General features: G+C 69.7%; 15 protein-coding genes and 1 tRNA gene. 7 read left to right on the top strand and 9 right to left on the bottom strand.

All coding sequences use genetic code 11. From position 1 onward, the window contains the following. Positions 1–914, bottom strand: a 914-nt coding sequence (locus tag RWP81_RS07890) for a serine/threonine-protein kinase (RefSeq protein WP_314454486.1), incomplete at its 3' end; no start/stop codon positions are given. A gap of 200 nt (positions 915–1,114) precedes the next feature. Between RWP81_RS07890 and glsA the strand changes: the two genes are divergently transcribed. From glsA to RWP81_RS07875, 3 genes are read left to right on the top strand one after another with little or no spacing between them, the layout of a single operon-like run. After that, positions 1,115–2,101 carry a glutaminase A gene (gene glsA, locus RWP81_RS07885; protein WP_314454483.1) on the top strand — a complete coding sequence of 329 codons (987 nt, stop codon included), beginning with the start codon at positions 1,115–1,117 and terminating at the stop codon, positions 2,099–2,101. Between the two features lie 9 nt (positions 2,102–2,110). After that, positions 2,111–2,728 carry an SRPBCC family protein gene (locus RWP81_RS07880; protein WP_314454480.1) on the top strand — a complete coding sequence of 206 codons (618 nt, stop codon included), beginning with the start codon at positions 2,111–2,113 and terminating at the stop codon, positions 2,726–2,728. Continuing rightward, positions 2,725–3,393: a DUF4166 domain-containing protein gene (locus RWP81_RS07875; RefSeq protein WP_314454477.1), complete on the top strand. Its 669-nt coding sequence runs from the start codon at positions 2,725–2,727 to the stop codon at positions 3,391–3,393. Before RWP81_RS07880 ends, RWP81_RS07875 begins: the two co-directional genes overlap by 4 nt. 87 nt (positions 3,394–3,480) lie before the next feature. Here the strand turns inward: RWP81_RS07875 and def are convergent, their stop codons facing one another. Then, a complete protein-coding gene (def, locus tag RWP81_RS07870; protein WP_183419786.1) occupies positions 3,481–4,047 on the bottom strand; it encodes a peptide deformylase in 567 nt (188 codons plus the stop codon). A 41-nt stretch (positions 4,048–4,088) separates the two neighbouring features. On the opposite strand from def, the gene RWP81_RS07865 reads away from it, so the two are divergent. The 3 genes from RWP81_RS07865 (at position 4,089) to RWP81_RS07855 (ending at position 6,417) form a co-directional block, all read left to right on the top strand. After that, positions 4,089–5,054 (top strand): DMT family transporter, encoded by a 966-nt coding sequence (locus RWP81_RS07865; protein WP_314454472.1) that lies wholly within the window; start codon positions 4,089–4,091, stop codon positions 5,052–5,054. A gap of 258 nt (positions 5,055–5,312) precedes the next feature. Continuing rightward, positions 5,313–5,386, top strand: a tRNA-Ile gene (locus RWP81_RS07860). A 164-nt stretch (positions 5,387–5,550) separates the two neighbouring features. Then, the gene (locus tag RWP81_RS07855) at positions 5,551–6,417 is read left to right on the top strand and encodes a zinc-ribbon domain-containing protein (RefSeq protein WP_314454470.1); all 867 of its coding nucleotides are present in this window, start codon (positions 5,551–5,553) and stop codon (positions 6,415–6,417) included. Between the two features lie 177 nt (positions 6,418–6,594). Here the strand turns inward: RWP81_RS07855 and RWP81_RS07850 are convergent, their stop codons facing one another. From RWP81_RS07850 to RWP81_RS07825, 6 genes are all read right to left on the bottom strand, one after another. Further along, a complete protein-coding gene (locus RWP81_RS07850) occupies positions 6,595–7,413 on the bottom strand; it encodes an SDR family oxidoreductase (protein ID WP_314454467.1) in 819 nt (272 codons plus the stop codon). Between the two features lie 427 nt (positions 7,414–7,840). Further along, positions 7,841–8,866 (bottom strand): CNNM domain-containing protein, encoded by a 1,026-nt coding sequence (locus RWP81_RS07845; protein WP_314454464.1) that lies wholly within the window; start codon positions 8,864–8,866, stop codon positions 7,841–7,843. Continuing rightward, the gene (locus RWP81_RS07840) at positions 8,863–10,266 is read right to left on the bottom strand and encodes a hemolysin family protein (protein ID WP_314454462.1); all 1,404 of its coding nucleotides are present in this window, start codon (positions 10,264–10,266) and stop codon (positions 8,863–8,865) included. The genes RWP81_RS07845 and RWP81_RS07840 overlap by 4 nt, the downstream gene beginning before the upstream one ends. A gap of 351 nt (positions 10,267–10,617) precedes the next feature. Beyond that, on the bottom strand, positions 10,618–11,313 hold the full coding sequence (locus RWP81_RS07835; RefSeq protein ID WP_243222331.1) for a hypothetical protein: 696 nt from the start codon (positions 11,311–11,313) through the stop codon (positions 10,618–10,620). After that, positions 11,310–12,221, bottom strand: coding sequence for an ABC transporter ATP-binding protein (locus RWP81_RS07830; RefSeq protein ID WP_243222332.1), 912 nt, complete (start codon positions 12,219–12,221; stop codon positions 11,310–11,312). The genes RWP81_RS07835 and RWP81_RS07830 overlap by 4 nt, the downstream gene beginning before the upstream one ends. Continuing rightward, positions 12,218–12,616, bottom strand: a complete 399-nt coding sequence (locus RWP81_RS07825) for a GntR family transcriptional regulator (protein ID WP_314454454.1) — start codon at positions 12,614–12,616, stop codon at positions 12,218–12,220. Before RWP81_RS07825 ends, RWP81_RS07830 begins: the two co-directional genes overlap by 4 nt. 254 nt (positions 12,617–12,870) lie before the next feature. Between RWP81_RS07825 and RWP81_RS07820 the strand changes: the two genes are divergently transcribed. Next, positions 12,871–13,212: a hypothetical protein gene (locus RWP81_RS07820; protein ID WP_082484892.1), complete on the top strand. Its 342-nt coding sequence runs from the start codon at positions 12,871–12,873 to the stop codon at positions 13,210–13,212. A 42-nt stretch (positions 13,213–13,254) separates the two neighbouring features. Here RWP81_RS07820 and RWP81_RS07815 read toward each other — a convergent pair. Beyond that, positions 13,255–13,871 (bottom strand): ATP-binding protein (locus RWP81_RS07815; RefSeq protein ID WP_314454449.1); only part of this gene is annotated, 617 nt, incomplete at its 5' end.

Here is a 13,871-nt window from a genome sequence, read left to right as displayed (position 1 = left end):
GTGGTGAGAGCGGTCGGCAGCATCCACACCGGCGGCTGATCCGCGGCATCCGGGACGACGGCGTGATCCTCTGCGGCGAGCTCGGTCGCGCACGCGGCCACCACCGCGGCGGTGGGTCGAGCCCCCGCGTCGGCGGCCGTCATCGCCTCCAGCAGCGAACGCCACCGTGGACTCACCGATCCCGGCACCTCGGGCTGGCGGGCGAGACGCGCGAGCAGGGTCTCCTGCAGCGAACCGGCACCGAACGGATGCAGGCGCGTCATCGCCTCGATGGCCAGCAGTCCCAGCGCATAGATGTCGGACGCAGCCTGCGGCGCTTCGCCGCGGACCTGCTCCGGCGCGAGGTAGGCGGCCGTGCCGATGACGGTGCCGGGGGTGGTCAACCGCGTCGTGTCGATGAGGTGGGCGACGCCGAAGTCGGCGAGAACGGCCTCGGACTCTCGGCCCGCGCCGTGGAGCGGTCGCAGAAGGACGTTCGACGGCTTGACGTCGCGGTGCACGATGCCCGCGTCGTGGACGACGGCGAGCGCACCGGCGAGGTCGCTCAGGATGCCGGCGAGTTCGGCAACGGGGATCGCCCCCTGCTCGATCCGGCGCTGCAAAGACGGTCCGGTGACCAATTCCATGACGAGATAGACGTGACCTTCGCCGACGAGGCGGGCGTCATAGAGGGTGACGAGCGAGGGGTGGTCGAGGGCCGCGAGCGCCCGCGCCTCCGACATACGACGCAGCGGTTCGGGTTCGCCGGTGCCGTCGGCGTGAAAGATCTTGATCGCGACGTCACGGGCGAGCACCTCGTCGCGGGCGCGGAAGACGCGTCCCATGCCACCGGCGCCGATGCGTTCGCGGAGGATGTAGCGCCCACCGAGGATGTCGCCCGCGTGAGCCGTCAAGAGGTCGGGGGCGTGACTCATCGGGTCCTTCGCGGAGCGGTGCTGCGGGAGCGGCGCGGGGTCGCCGTCTGTTCGCACAGTAGGCGCGCGGGGGCGGTTGCGCCCGGGGCTGGCGGTCATCGGGGTCGGCGCGCATAATGGCACGCTCCGGAGCCCCTCCGCGCGCTCGACTCCTCTGCAACCCGGTCGGTGAGACGGTCGATCACTGCGAGGGTGGAGACGTGATCCCCGACCCGCACCGGTACGACCTCGATGCCCTCCGTGCCCGCCTGATCGACGAACGCGGCGGAGAGGTGGACGACAGCATCCCTCAGCTCGCCGACGCCGATCCCGAGCTCTTCGCGGTCGCGCTCGTCCTCCCCGACGGCACCGCCCGCGTCACGACGGACGCCGACGTCGCCTTCAGCATCCAGTCGGCGGTGAAGCCGTTCCTGTTCGCCCTGGCACTGCTCGACACCGAGGGCGAGACGCTGGACCGTGTCGGGATCGAGCCGACCGGAGAATCGTTCGACGCGATCAAACTCGAGAGCGGCACGGGCCGGCCACCCAACCCCATGGTCAACGCGGGAGCCCTGCTCACGGCATCCCTCGTGCGCGGTTCCGATCCCGCCGCGCGCGACGCCCGCATCGCCGAGGGACTCGCCGCTTTCGCCGGGCACGACCTCGCGGTCGACGAGGACGTCGCGCACAACGAGCACCTGCTCGGCGACCGTAACCACGCCCTCGCCCACCTCATGCGAGCCGAGGGCACCATGCAGGTCAGTGCGGATGACGCCGTCGCCGTCTACGCGCGGGCCTGCGCGACCCTGATGGATGCCGAGACCCTGGCCGTCATGGGCGCCACCCTCGCGTGCGGCGGTGTGAACCCACGTACCGGCGTGCGCGTCGTCCCCGCCCGCGTGGCGCGAGACGTGGTGTCGGTCATGGCGACCTGCGGCGTGTACGACGGATCGGGCCGGTGGATGCGAGCCGTCGGCGTTCCGGCGAAGTCCAGCGTGTCGGGGGCCATCGTCCTCGCCGCTCCCGGCCGCCTCGGCGCCGCCGTCGTGAGTCCGCCCCTCGATGCGCAGGGGACCAGCGTGCGAGGCCGCCTCGCGAGTGAGGCGATCAGCGACGAGCTGCACCTGCACAGCTTCGCCGCGGGCGGACCCGGCGGACGCCGCCCGCCAGGCGACCTGCTGCCGGAGCGCAGGCGCCCCCGACTCTAGGCTGAACGCATGGGGGGACAGGGGATCTACGTCGAAACCGTGATCCGGGCGACGCTCGACGAGGTGTGGACGGCGACGCAGGATCCGCTGCAGCACGTGCGGTGGGACGTCCGCTTCTCGCGCATCACTCCGACCATGCGCACAACCGACGGCGCGGCCCGGTTCGTCTACGAGCGGCACACGCCGCTGCGCACCATCCGCGGCCAGGGCATCAGCATCGGCGAGACCTCCCGCCCCGACGGCTCGCGCACCTCGGCGCTGCGTTTCACGACCGCGGATCGTCTCTCCCCGCTCCGCGACGGGCGCGGATACTGGCGCTACGAGCCCACGGCCGACGGCATCCGCTTCTCCACCGGGTACGACTACACGCCCGGGTGGGGAGTACTCGACGTGGTCGTGCGCCCCCTCGTCGCGTGGGCCACCGCGTGGAGCTTCGACCGGCTCCGGCTGTGGCTCGAGACGGGGCGGCCGCCCGAGACGTGGACACTGCTGAGCGCGGCGGCTGTCTGGCGCGCCGAGAGACCCCGGGCACGCCGGTGCCGCCGCATCCCGCCGCATCGGCGCCGCGTTCTCGACAACGCTCCCGCGACCCTGGACGCACTGCCTCTGCCGGGAGCGGACCGATGACCTCGATCTTCGCCGAGGCGCTCGGCGGCGACTTCGCCCGGTTGCACCCGATGATGCAGCGGCGCTTCGGCGTGAGCCTCGACGGGGGTGAGGCGTGCGTGGGCCGCGGGGTCATGACCGAGATCCGACGCGGGCCGTGGTGGACCGTCCCGTTCCTGCAGATCGGCAAGCTCCGCAACATCCTCGTGCCGGCCGTCGGGAGCAACGTGCCGTTCGTCATCTGGAACCGCCCCTATCTGGACCCGTTCGGCCGCGAGACCGTGACGTTCGTGCGCGAATACGAGATCGACGGCCGCCCGGCACGGTTCGACGCGACGATGATCCTCGCCGGCGGCCGCATCGTCGACTACCTCGGTACGCACCAGCACCTCGCGGTCGATCTCGACCTCACGGTCGACGACGAGGGGGCGTTGATCCTGCGCTCTGGAGAGCAGCGGTTCTACGAGGGACCCATCGGATTCCGTTTCCCCATGCTCTTCAGCGGCCGAGCGAGCCTGCGCGAGTACTTCGACGAGCGCGACGGTCGCTTCCACGTCGAGATGCGCGTCGACAACGAGCGCTTCGGTTTCCTGTTCGGTTACCGCGGCAGCTTCACGTGCGAATGGATGCCGGCCGCGCAGACGCCGGCACGCGTCGTCCCGCGGCGCCACGAATCCCGCGTCTGAGCGCGGCGGCTCGACGGAGCACGAGCATCGGCGTCCCGCATCCCGCTGCGCCTCCTGAACGGGGGCGGTCGATGCGATGTCGGCCGATCACGCGTCGATGTCGTCGACTCCCGGCATCCACGACGCCCCGGGCTTGCCCCATTTGCGCTTCTTGGCGATCTTGGCCACGACGCGGCTGTCTTCGTCGTCGAGACGGTCGACGTACAGGATGCCGTCGAGGTGGTCGAACTCGTGCTGCAGGATGCGAGCGCGCCACCCCGTGACCTCGACCCGCACCGAGTGCCCGTCGAGGTCGGTGCCGGTCAGCAGCGCCGCCTCCGAACGACGCAGCGGGAAGCGCTCACCGGGAAACGACAGGCAGCCCTCGCTCTCGTCGTCGGGATCGGGGTAGCCGGGCTCGAGCGGACGGATCCACAGCTCCGGGTTGATCACGACACCCCGCCAGGGCTGGCCCTCGTCGTCTTCGTACGTGTACGTGAAGATCCGCAGGCCCACGCCCACCTGGGGGGCGGCGAGACCGACACCGGGTGCGGCATCCATCGTCTCGAACATGTCGGCGACGAGCTGACGCACCTCATCGGTGATCTCGTCGACACGGGCGGCGGGTGCGTGCAGCACGGGATCGCCCATGATGCGAATCGGGAGTACGGCCACGCCTCCAGCCTAACCAGCAGAGGGGCGGCTACTGTCGAGGGGTGATCCCGCTCGATGCCACCCTCAGCGACGGAATCGACCAACTCGTCGGCGTCTTCCGCGACCCGCGCATCCTCCTCGGCATCCCGCTGGCCCTGCTCGGCGCGGTCTTCATGTCGTTCGGTGCGCAGTACCAGCACCGCGGCGTGCAGAAGGTCGAGCGCCTCTCGGGCGGCAAGACCACCGGCGGCCTCTCGCGGTCGCAGTTGACGTCACTGCTGACGCGCCCGTCGTGGATGGCGGGCACCGTCATGCTAGGCCTGGCGATCGCGTGTCAGCTGGCAGCGCTCTCGGTGGCGCCGCTGATCCTCGTGCAGCCGCTCGGCGCGATCGCCCTCGTCATCACCACCGTGCTCAACGCCCGGGTGTCGCGCCACAAACCGACCCGGCAGTCGCTCATCGCCATCGCCCTGTGCGTCGGCGGCATCCTCGTCTTCGTCACGATCGCCGCGTTCTTCGCCACCGAGCAGGTCGTTACCGAACGCGAGCTGTTGATCATCCTCGGCATCCTGGCCGTGGTCGTGGTCGTGTTCGGCGTTTTCTGGGTGCTGGTGCGTCGTCGCGCGCAGGCGCTGTTCTACATCATGGCCGCCGGCGTCATCTACGGTTTCGTCGCCACCCTCGCCAAGGTCGTGATCAGCCGCGCGCAGGCCGGGAACTTCGAATGGCTGACCCTGCTGTGCCTCGTGGCGCTCCTCGCCGCCGTCGCCGTGGGTGCGTACTTCGTGCAGACCGCGTACTCGGTCGGTCCTCCCGACCTGGTGATCGCCGGCCTCACCGTCATCGACCCGATCGTCGCCGTGTTGATCGGTCTTCTCGTGCTGGGGGAGGCGTCGACCGCTCCCGCGTGGGCGCTCATCGGCTTCGTCCTCGCCGGCGCGATCGCGACCTGGGGCGTCATCCAGCTCACCAAGCACCATCCGCAGATCACCGCCGACGGCAAGCCGAAGAAGCCGCGGGTGCACTGAGGCGGGCTCTGTGCGGCTTCGCGTCGCAGGTCATGGGGCGCTTGTCGCCGAGATGACCGACAATGCGCGAGATGACCTCTTCTGGCGCGCGATACCGAGTCATCTCGCGGATGCCGTGACGCTGGCGGGGACGGAAGACGGATGCCGTGGCGCCGGCGGCGACGGGAGACGGATGCCGTGGCACCGGCGGCGACGGGAGACGGATGCCGTGACGCCGGCGGCGACGGGAGATGGATGCCGGTAGGCTCGTCGTCGCTGGGGGCGGTGGCCAAGCTGGTCAAGGCAGCGGGCTCATAACCCGACGATCGTGGGTTCAAGTCCCACCCGCCCTACGAAATGCTCTCCACCGGAGACCCGGTAGGAGGGCATTCCTCCCTCCGTCGATCGCGGATCTACGCCCGCCCGCATCCGGCACACCGCGGCACCCGGAGCGCCCTCGATCTTCTGGCGTGCTCGCCGGTGGGCAGTGTCGGGGGTCGCGGATACTCTCCCTCGCGTGGCGGAGAGAGTGCAATCGTGGTGGGCCCGACGGCAATGGTCGAAGGGCCTCGACGTGCCCTACGCGGTGGGCGCGTACCGCGAGGCATGGGCCGCGTACCCCGCGCTGATCCGGCAGTACCACCCCGATCTGAACGCCGGCATCGCCCTCAGCCAGGTACCGCCGGCCGCTGAGGTGCTGCTGCTCTGGCAGTGCGACGCGGGGCATCGTTTCGCCGCCACCCCGCGTGAGCAGCGGCAGCGACCGGGTCGTGAACGTCGTCGCAGCGCGTGGTGTCCAGAATGCAGCGAGCAGGCTAAGCCCACACGGGCCGTGGCCCTGCCGATGCGCGAGGCGGTCACCGCCCCGGTCGTCGCAGCGAACGTGGTGCTCCGTCCGCGCCGCCCTCGTCGCACGACGCGTCTGTGCGAGAAGACACCGGCCATTCCGATCGGTGAGGCGTTCGTCTCGGTCTGCGCGCCGAAGCCCGCCTCGGCGGTCGAGGACCGCGTCCGCGCCGATCTCGGGCAACGGCTGACCTTGACCGAGGGCGTCAATGCCGTCCGGGTCGCGCGTCCCTTCTTCGAGCACCTCGAAGTCTGGCCCGACTTCGTGTTCCCCGAGCTGCGGATCGCGGTCGAGTACGACACGATCGGCCGTCACGGCCTCGAGCATGTCGGGAGACGCGAAGAAGCCGACCGCCGAAAAGACCGGGCGCTGCGCGCCGCCGGATGGGAGGTCGTACGCCTGCGCGTGGGACGCCTGGAACGGCTCGGGCCCCTCGACCTGCGGCTGTCCGCGTGGAGCGCCGCGTCGGTGAGCATGCTCATTGACACGTTCCGCGGCATCCGGGGATCGCTGCTGGTCGACGCCCACCTCCGCTGAATTCCCGCGATGAGATGGGGAAGACGTCGGCACCGCTCGAACCCGGCACGCGGCGGGCGACCCGCCGCGGTCGCGCCGCACCGAGCCGGCGAGACTCCCGCCCCGGCCAGGGGCGCGGGGACGGGGAAAGGGGGCGCGGTGCGGACCATCACCCGGACCGCACCGCGCGCTCTCGACTCAGGAGCCGTGGGCCTCTTCCGAGACCGGCTGCCACTCGCGCCACGTCGCCAGACGCGACTCGTAATCGCGCTGGGCGATGTCCAGGGGTGCCTTGCCGAAGAAGATGCGCAGCGGAGGGTTCTCGGCATCCACCACCTTCAGGATGGCGGAGCGCGTGGCCTCGGGCTTCCCGGGATCAGCGGCCGACGGGCGCTTCGATGCCTGCTCCCGCACGTCGGCGTACGCGTCGATCTCTTCGCTGCGCTTCGCCGAGGGGCCCGACCAATCTGTCGAGTATCCGCCGGGCTCGATGAGGGTGACGTGGATGCCGAAACCGGCGACCTCCTGCGCGAGCGACTGCGAGAGTCCCTCCAGCGCCCATTTCGACGCGTGATAGACGCCGACGGAAGGGAATGCGCTGATGCCGCCGATACTCGACACCTGGATGATGTGGCCAGATCCCTGCGCGCGCAAGACGGGCAGCGCCGCCTGGGTGACCCAGAGTGCGCCGAAGAAGTTCGTCTCCATCTGGGCGCGTACCTCGTCCTCGGTGAGTTCCTCCACCATTCCGAAGTGACCGAACCCGGCGTTGTTGACGATGACGTCGAGGCGGCCGAACCGCTCGTGCGCGGCCGTCACGGCGGCGGTGTCGGCCGCGTGGTCGGTGACGTCGAGTTGCAGCGGCAGGAACGTGTCGGGGTAGGCATCGACGAGTTCGCGGACGTCGTCGAGATCGCGCGCGGTACCGGCGACGCTGTCGCCGCGCTCGAGGGCCGCTTCGGCCCACTCGCGGCCGAAGCCCTTGGATGCGCCGGTGATGAACCAGATCTTGCTCATGGGAGTCCTTGGGGAAAGGGGAGTGGTTGACGCGGGCGACGGTACGCCGCCCCGCCGGGCGTCCGTGACGGCTTGACACTCCGAATGCCATCGATACGTCCCACCGCCCCCGGTGGTACCGGCCGAACCGGGCTCCGCCTCACACGCGAAGCCTCACCCGCGCCCTCAGGCGTGCCGCCTCACGCGCGACGCCTCGAGCGCACCGCCTCAGCGACGCCTCGTGCGCACCGCCTCACCCGCGCTGCCAACGTCCCGCTTCCGACGCCGTTCGGGGCGGATCCCGCCGTTCGGGGCGGGATATACCTGCCCCAAAGCGCGAAACCCGCCCCAAAACGCTGAGCGCGAAACCCGCCCCGAAGCGCGGAACCTGCCCGCAGCGCGAAACCCGCCCCGAAGCGCAGAACCCGCCCCGAACCTGAAACCGCGCCTATCGCGCCGCGACCTCGGCCACCTCGCCCGGTCCGGGCAGGATTTCGCGCAGCAGGTCGTCGAGCGTCACGACCCCGATCAACCGCTCGCCCTCGACCACCGTCGCGAGCTGCACACGCCCGCGGCGCATGCGCGCGAGGGCGTCGTACGCCGAGGCATCCGGCTCGAGGCGCAGGGGCTCACGGGCGATGTCGAGCGCCGGTGTGGCCGGATCGACGGCCAGGGTGTCGCGCACGTGCACCACGCGGGATGTCGCCCCGGAGCCGACGAGGATGCGCAGGTGCGTCGACGAGGCGGCGACCGCCTGGATGTCGGCAACCGTGGCATCCGTCGCGACAGCGGTGGGGGAGCGATCCGTGCGCACGATGTCGCCCACGGTGAGCGTCCCGAGGGCGATCGCCTGCGCGATCGGTTCGGAGTACTTCTGCTCCAGCGTGCCCGCCTGGCGCGAGTGCGCGACGAGCTCACGGATGGTGTCGGCGTCCTGGCCACCGGCGGCGGCCTTGTCGACCGGCTCCACGCCCGACGCCCTCACCAGAAGGTTGGCGATGTGGTTTATCCACAGCAGGAACGGGCGCAGAGGCCACGTGAGCGCACGGGCCAGGATGCCGGTGGCCTTCGCCGCCGTCTCGGGGTGCGCGATCGCCCACGACTTGGGTGCCATCTCGCCGATGACGAGGTGCAGGAACGTCACCACGATCAGCGCGAGCATGAACGCGATGATGTCAGCCAGCACGTACGGCAGACCCCACATCTCGAACACGGGCGCGAGCGCGTAGTCGATCGCGGGCTTCGTGATGGCACCGAGCAAGAACGTGCAGGCGGTGATGCCGAGCTGCGCGAAGGCGAGCATGACGGTCAGCTCGTTGACACCGCGAAGCGCCGCGCGGGCGGAGGCGCTGGTGGCGGCCTCTTCTTCGAGGCGGTGACGGCGTGCGGCGAGCAGGGCGAATTCGACGATGACGAAGAACGCGCTCGCGATGATCAGCGCTGTCGTGATGAGGGCGACGGTCCAGCCGTTCATCGGGTCACCTCCTCATCGATGGCGCGCGCATCGTCGGCGGGCTCGGCATCCCGGTCCACCTCGTGCAGCTGCACGCGCACCTGCGCGGGGACGTGACGGTCGACCTCGGTGACCTCCACGGCCAGCCAACGGTCGATATCGATCCCTTGAACGGTCTCACCCGGACGCTCCGGGAGGTCGATCCGCACCACGGTACCGACGGGCGGCAGGTCGCCGTGCGTCTCGATGACGAGACCCGCGACGGTCTCGACGTCGCTCTCGGCGAGGTCGTGCCCGATGAGGCGCTCGAGTTCGTCGAGGTGCAGGTCGCCCGGCACGCTCCACGCGTCGTCGCCGACGGACGCCGCCTCGGCGGTCTCGACGTCGTGCTCATCGGACAGCTCGCCGATCACCTCTTCCGTGAGGTCTTCGATGGTCAGGATGCCGTCGAAGTTGCCGTATTCGTCGACCACGCACGCGAGTTCGTTGCGCGACTGCCGCATGCGATCCAGCGCCACGGGAAGCAGCATCGAGGTGGGGATGACGACGGCGACGCGCATGACGGATGCCACGGGGGCATCGTCGGCGGGCTGCTCGCGCAGCAGATCGATGAGCTCGACGACACCGACGGGGGAGTCCTCGTCACCGATCACCGGGTAGCGCGTGTGGCCCGTCGCCATGAGCGCACGCACCTCGCCGACCGTGGTGTCGGGGGTCACCGAGTCGATCTGGGAGCGCGGGACCATCGCGTGCTCGACGTCGCGCTGGGGGAAGTCCAGGATGCGGTCGATGATGATCGACAGATCGTCGGGCAGGTCGCCGCTCTGGCGCGACTCCTCGATGATCGCCTCGAGGTCGCGCGCGGTGGCACTCTCGTCGACGTCTTCCAACGGCTCGATGCGCAGCAGACGGAGCAGCGCGTTGGCAGCGACGTCGAAGACGGTGATGAGCCACCCGAACAGCATGAGGTAGATGCGCGTGGGCATGGCGAGCGCGCGGGCGAGCGGCTCGGGGCTCGCGATGGCGAGGTTCTTCGGGTACAGCTCACCGAAGATCATCGTCACGATGGTCGCCAGCAGCAACGCTCCCACCGTGCCGATGAGCACCGAGACGGCCGGGTCGATGCCCACACCGCCCAGCAGCGTCCCCAGCGACTCGCCGATCAGCGGCTCGGCGACGTAGCCGATGAGCAGTCCCGTCACGGTGATGCCCAACTGGGCGCCCGAGAGCATGAACGACGTGCGCTTGGTGATGGCGAGCACGCGCTTCGCCTGCGCGTCGCCCTTCTCGGCCAGCGCCGCCATGCGCGAGCGGTCGACCGACATGTACGCGAACTCCTGCGCGACGAAGAAACCGCACGCGACGATGATCGCAAGAGTCACGATGACACCCACCAGGAGTGTCAAGGCCGCAGCCAGCATCAGATTTCACCCCCTCTCGAAAAGAGGGGGCTCGAAGATCGGCCCTCCTGGTCGGTGGAGGTGCGGTGATGGCTCACGGGTTTTCTCTCTCGTGGGTCGGATGATCGCAGATCCCTTCGACCCTATCGACCGTGGTGCGCGCCAGGCTGGGGATACGCCTCGACAGCGCGGCCCGGTGGTGTTCGGCCCGGGGCCCGGCGGCCGTGAAAAGTCCGACCGGCTCGGGGCGAGAAGCGTCGCGTCCCGAGCCGCGGAGAGATCGCCCGGGGTGACGGTGCGAGACGACCCCAGAGCCCGGAAGCCGCGAAGGGGCCGAACCGCCCATCGCGATCCGTCCCGTCATCGCCGCAGTCAGGGAATCGCGCGGCGCAGGGTCGCGAACGACGATGCGGCCAGCGCGAACGTGAGCACGATGCCGCAGACGGCCAGCCCGAACGCCCCCAGCGTCACAACGGTCTCACCGACGGTCGCCCACGAGCGGGTCGCCGTGATGAGCCACGCTGCCGCGACGAGAGCGAGGCCGACGCCCACCAGGGTGACGGCCGTCGTCAGGCCACCGAAGCGCTTGAAGATCGTCGCCGCCCAGAAACCCACGACGAAGGCGAACATCGCCAGGGCGAAGTAGGCGATGCCGGCCGCCACCGGGCCTGCTTCCCACACCCACGGGATATAGAAGAACCACCCGTTCATGCCGTACCCGTTGGTGGCCTGCTCGAGCAGGCCACCGATGACGAAGACGACCGACAGCAGACCCGCGGTGAGCACCGCCGTCAGCAGCGTTCCGACGAAGAAGTCACCACGTGTGACGCTCATCGCCTGGGAGAACGGGAACGTGCGGGTCAGCGCCTGCGCCCCGATGACCCCGAAGTACCACAGCGGCGCCTGCACCCCGCCGCTGATCATGACCCCACGGGCGCCCGACGACTGGATGATGCCGTAGAGCAGCAGGCTGATCGCCAGTGACCCGAACAGGATGATGAGCGGGATCCAGACGAAGGTCTGGCGGTTGATGAGTTGGAGGCGGACGACCTTCAGCGCGCGGTTCATCGCAGCGCTCCTTCCTGGGCGGGGGCGGCCGGCGTGCTCGCCGCGTGTTGGGTGGATCGGACGATGAACTCCTGCAGCGACACCGGGGAGGCCTCCAGCCGTGCGTCCGCCAGCAGGCGGCGGTCCTCGGTTGTCAGGGCGCCCAGGATGGTGACCGACGCGACGCGGCCCAAGGTCTCACGGTGCAGAACCTCGCGACCCGCGCAGAAAGCGTCGACCGCGGCGGCGTCGCCCATGATCGTCGCCGCGCGTTCGCGCACGGCATCCGTGTCCTCGTCCATCACGACGCGACCACCGTCGAGCACGATGACGCGCTCGAGCAGATTGGCGACCTCGTCGATCAGGTGACTCGACAGGACGATCGTGCGCGGGTGCAGGGAGTAGTCCTGCAGCAGCCGGTCGTAGAAGATCTGGCGCGCGACGGCATCGAGACCCAGGTACGGCTCATCGAAGAAGGTGATCTCGGCCCGCGACGCAAGACCGATGACCACACCCACCGCCGAGAGCTGGCCGCGCGACAGCTTCTTGATCGTGCGTCCGACGGGGATCTGGAACGCCTCGATCAGGTCGGTGGCGAGGTCGTCGTCCCAGTTCGGGAAGAACAGGCGCGCCGCCGCGAACGCGTGGCGGGGTTTGGCGTCATCCGGATACTTCTGGCTCTCGCGTACGAAGCACATTCGCGATAGCACCCGCGGGTTCTCGTACGGGTCTTCCCCGAAGACCCGGACGCGCCCGCCGGTCGCGAAATTCTGCGCGGTGAGGATGGACATCAGGGTCGTCTTGCCGGCGCCGTTGCGCCCGAGCAGGCCGTAGATCGCGTCCGCCTCGACGGCGAACGACACATCGGTCAGCGCGTCGGTGTCACGGTAGCGCTTGTGGAGGCCGGCCACTTCGATCACTGCGGTCATCGTGCGGTCCCTTCGATGAGGTGAGCGGGGGAGGAGACGAGCGCGGCACGCTCGCGGATGAGTTCGGCGAGGTCGTCGGGGCCGAGGCCGAGCGTGCGCGCCTCGCTCAGGAGCGGATCGAGGTAGCGATCGGCGAAGGCCGAGCGCCGTTCGCCCAGGAGCTGTACGCGGGCTCCGTCGGCGACGAACATCCCGATTCCCCGGCGTTTGTAGAGGACTCCCTTGTCGACGAGCACGGCGATTCCTTTCGCGGCGGTGGCGGGGTTGATGCGGTGAAAAGCTGCCAGTTCGTTCGTGGAGGGCGCGCGGCTCTCTTCCGGCAGCGAACCGTCGACGATCTGGTCCTCCACGCCCTCGGCTATCTGGAGGAACAGCGCTCTGCCGTCGTCGATCATGCGATCTCCGTTTGTTTGTTAGTTACTTGACTAGGTAACCATGCAACACGAACGCGGCCGCGTCAAGAGCAGGTTCGATTCGTTCCGAAATGGAGTTTGTCCACGGGCGAAGCATCTCCGGGCGATATATCGGTCGGACTCGGCCGGTAGGTCTTCGGGGGTGAAATACTGATGCTCCCGCATTGCCTCGCTTCCCGGCGTGGTCCCGCCCTTGCTCAATCGGTACGCTTCGGCGCGCCAGAAAAGGACCAGCCGTGGGACGCCTCATCTACCGAGACCGTGCATCGTTCGACATCGACGACCGCATCCTCGCCCACCTCCGCATCGTCGTGATGAACAAGCTCCGTCGCAACGAGGGGTTCATGCTCCAGCTGCCCGTCAACGAGGGCGTGCGCCAGGCCAGCCTCTGGATCCACGCGTCGAACGCCCTCGTGATGCAGTTCTACGGCGGTCGCGAACCCGCCATCGATCGGAACCTCGTCGACCAGATGATGCACGACGCCAGCGGCGCCGACGGCCTGACGTTGACCGCAGCCGGGATCGCTCCGGCCTCTGCGGCGCCCCGCCAGCCCGTCGGGGGCCACGCGCGTCCCTGACCCCGTCAAGGGGCTGAGCCGGATGCCGCGGGGCCGGTGGCCTCAGCTCCGCGGCACCGTCACGACGAACCGTGCTCCAGCCCTCCCGGGCGCGCAGCGGACGTCGCCGCCGTGCGCGCGCGCGATGCCCCGCGCGATGGGGAGACCGAGTCCCACGCCGCCGGAAGAGACTCGTCCCTCGTCGAGGCGCACGAGCCTTTCGAAGATCCGCTCGCGATCGGCGTCGGCGACACCGGGCCCGTCGTCGTCGACCGTGACGCGGGCTTCTCCGCCCGCGCTGTCGACGCCGAGGAGCACCGATCCGCGCCCGCCCGTCGCTCGAGCGGCGTTCTCGACGAGATTCGACAGCACCTGAGAGATGCGGTCGACGTCGATGCGGACGGGCACGGCGGCATCCGGGATCTCCGCTCGGATCCGTAGCGAGGGGTGCACGAGCGGCACCCGGCGCACTTCGGCCTCGACCACCGCCCGAAGATTGGCGTCGACGACGTGCAACTCGAGGCCACGGTCGACGCGGGCCATCGTCAGCAGATCGTCGATGAGCCGCGACGCGCGGGTGGCCTCCCGGGCGACGTGGGCCGCGAGCTGATCGCGCTCGGGTCCGTCGAGGTCGGCGCGCACGAGGGTGTCGGCGGCGGCGCGGATGCCGGCGACCGGCG

The organism is uncultured Microbacterium sp. (genome assembly GCF_963521695.1).
In the GTDB taxonomy this organism is placed as follows: domain Bacteria; phylum Actinomycetota; class Actinomycetes; order Actinomycetales; family Microbacteriaceae; genus Microbacterium.
Note: the sequence above shows the minus strand (reverse complement) of the source record. Positions and strands in the feature narration are given on the sequence as shown.

Coding starts and splice junctions, on each gene's coding strand:
- RWP81_RS07880 (WP_314454480.1), top strand. CDS start 2,111: ATGGGGGGACAGGGGATCTACGTCGAAACCGTGATCCGGGCGACGCTC.
- RWP81_RS07875 (WP_314454477.1), top strand. CDS start 2,725: ATGACCTCGATCTTCGCCGAGGCGCTCGGCGGCGACTTCGCCCGGTTG.
- RWP81_RS07850 (WP_314454467.1), bottom strand. CDS start 7,413: ATGAGCAAGATCTGGTTCATCACCGGCGCATCCAAGGGCTTCGGCCGC.
- RWP81_RS07845 (WP_314454464.1), bottom strand. CDS start 8,866: ATGAACGGCTGGACCGTCGCCCTCATCACGACAGCGCTGATCATCGCG.
- RWP81_RS07840 (WP_314454462.1), bottom strand. CDS start 10,266: ATGCTGGCTGCGGCCTTGACACTCCTGGTGGGTGTCATCGTGACTCTT.
- RWP81_RS07835 (WP_243222331.1), bottom strand. CDS start 11,313: ATGAACCGCGCGCTGAAGGTCGTCCGCCTCCAACTCATCAACCGCCAG.
- RWP81_RS07830 (WP_243222332.1), bottom strand. CDS start 12,221: ATGACCGCAGTGATCGAAGTGGCCGGCCTCCACAAGCGCTACCGTGAC.
- RWP81_RS07825 (WP_314454454.1), bottom strand. CDS start 12,616: ATGATCGACGACGGCAGAGCGCTGTTCCTCCAGATAGCCGAGGGCGTG.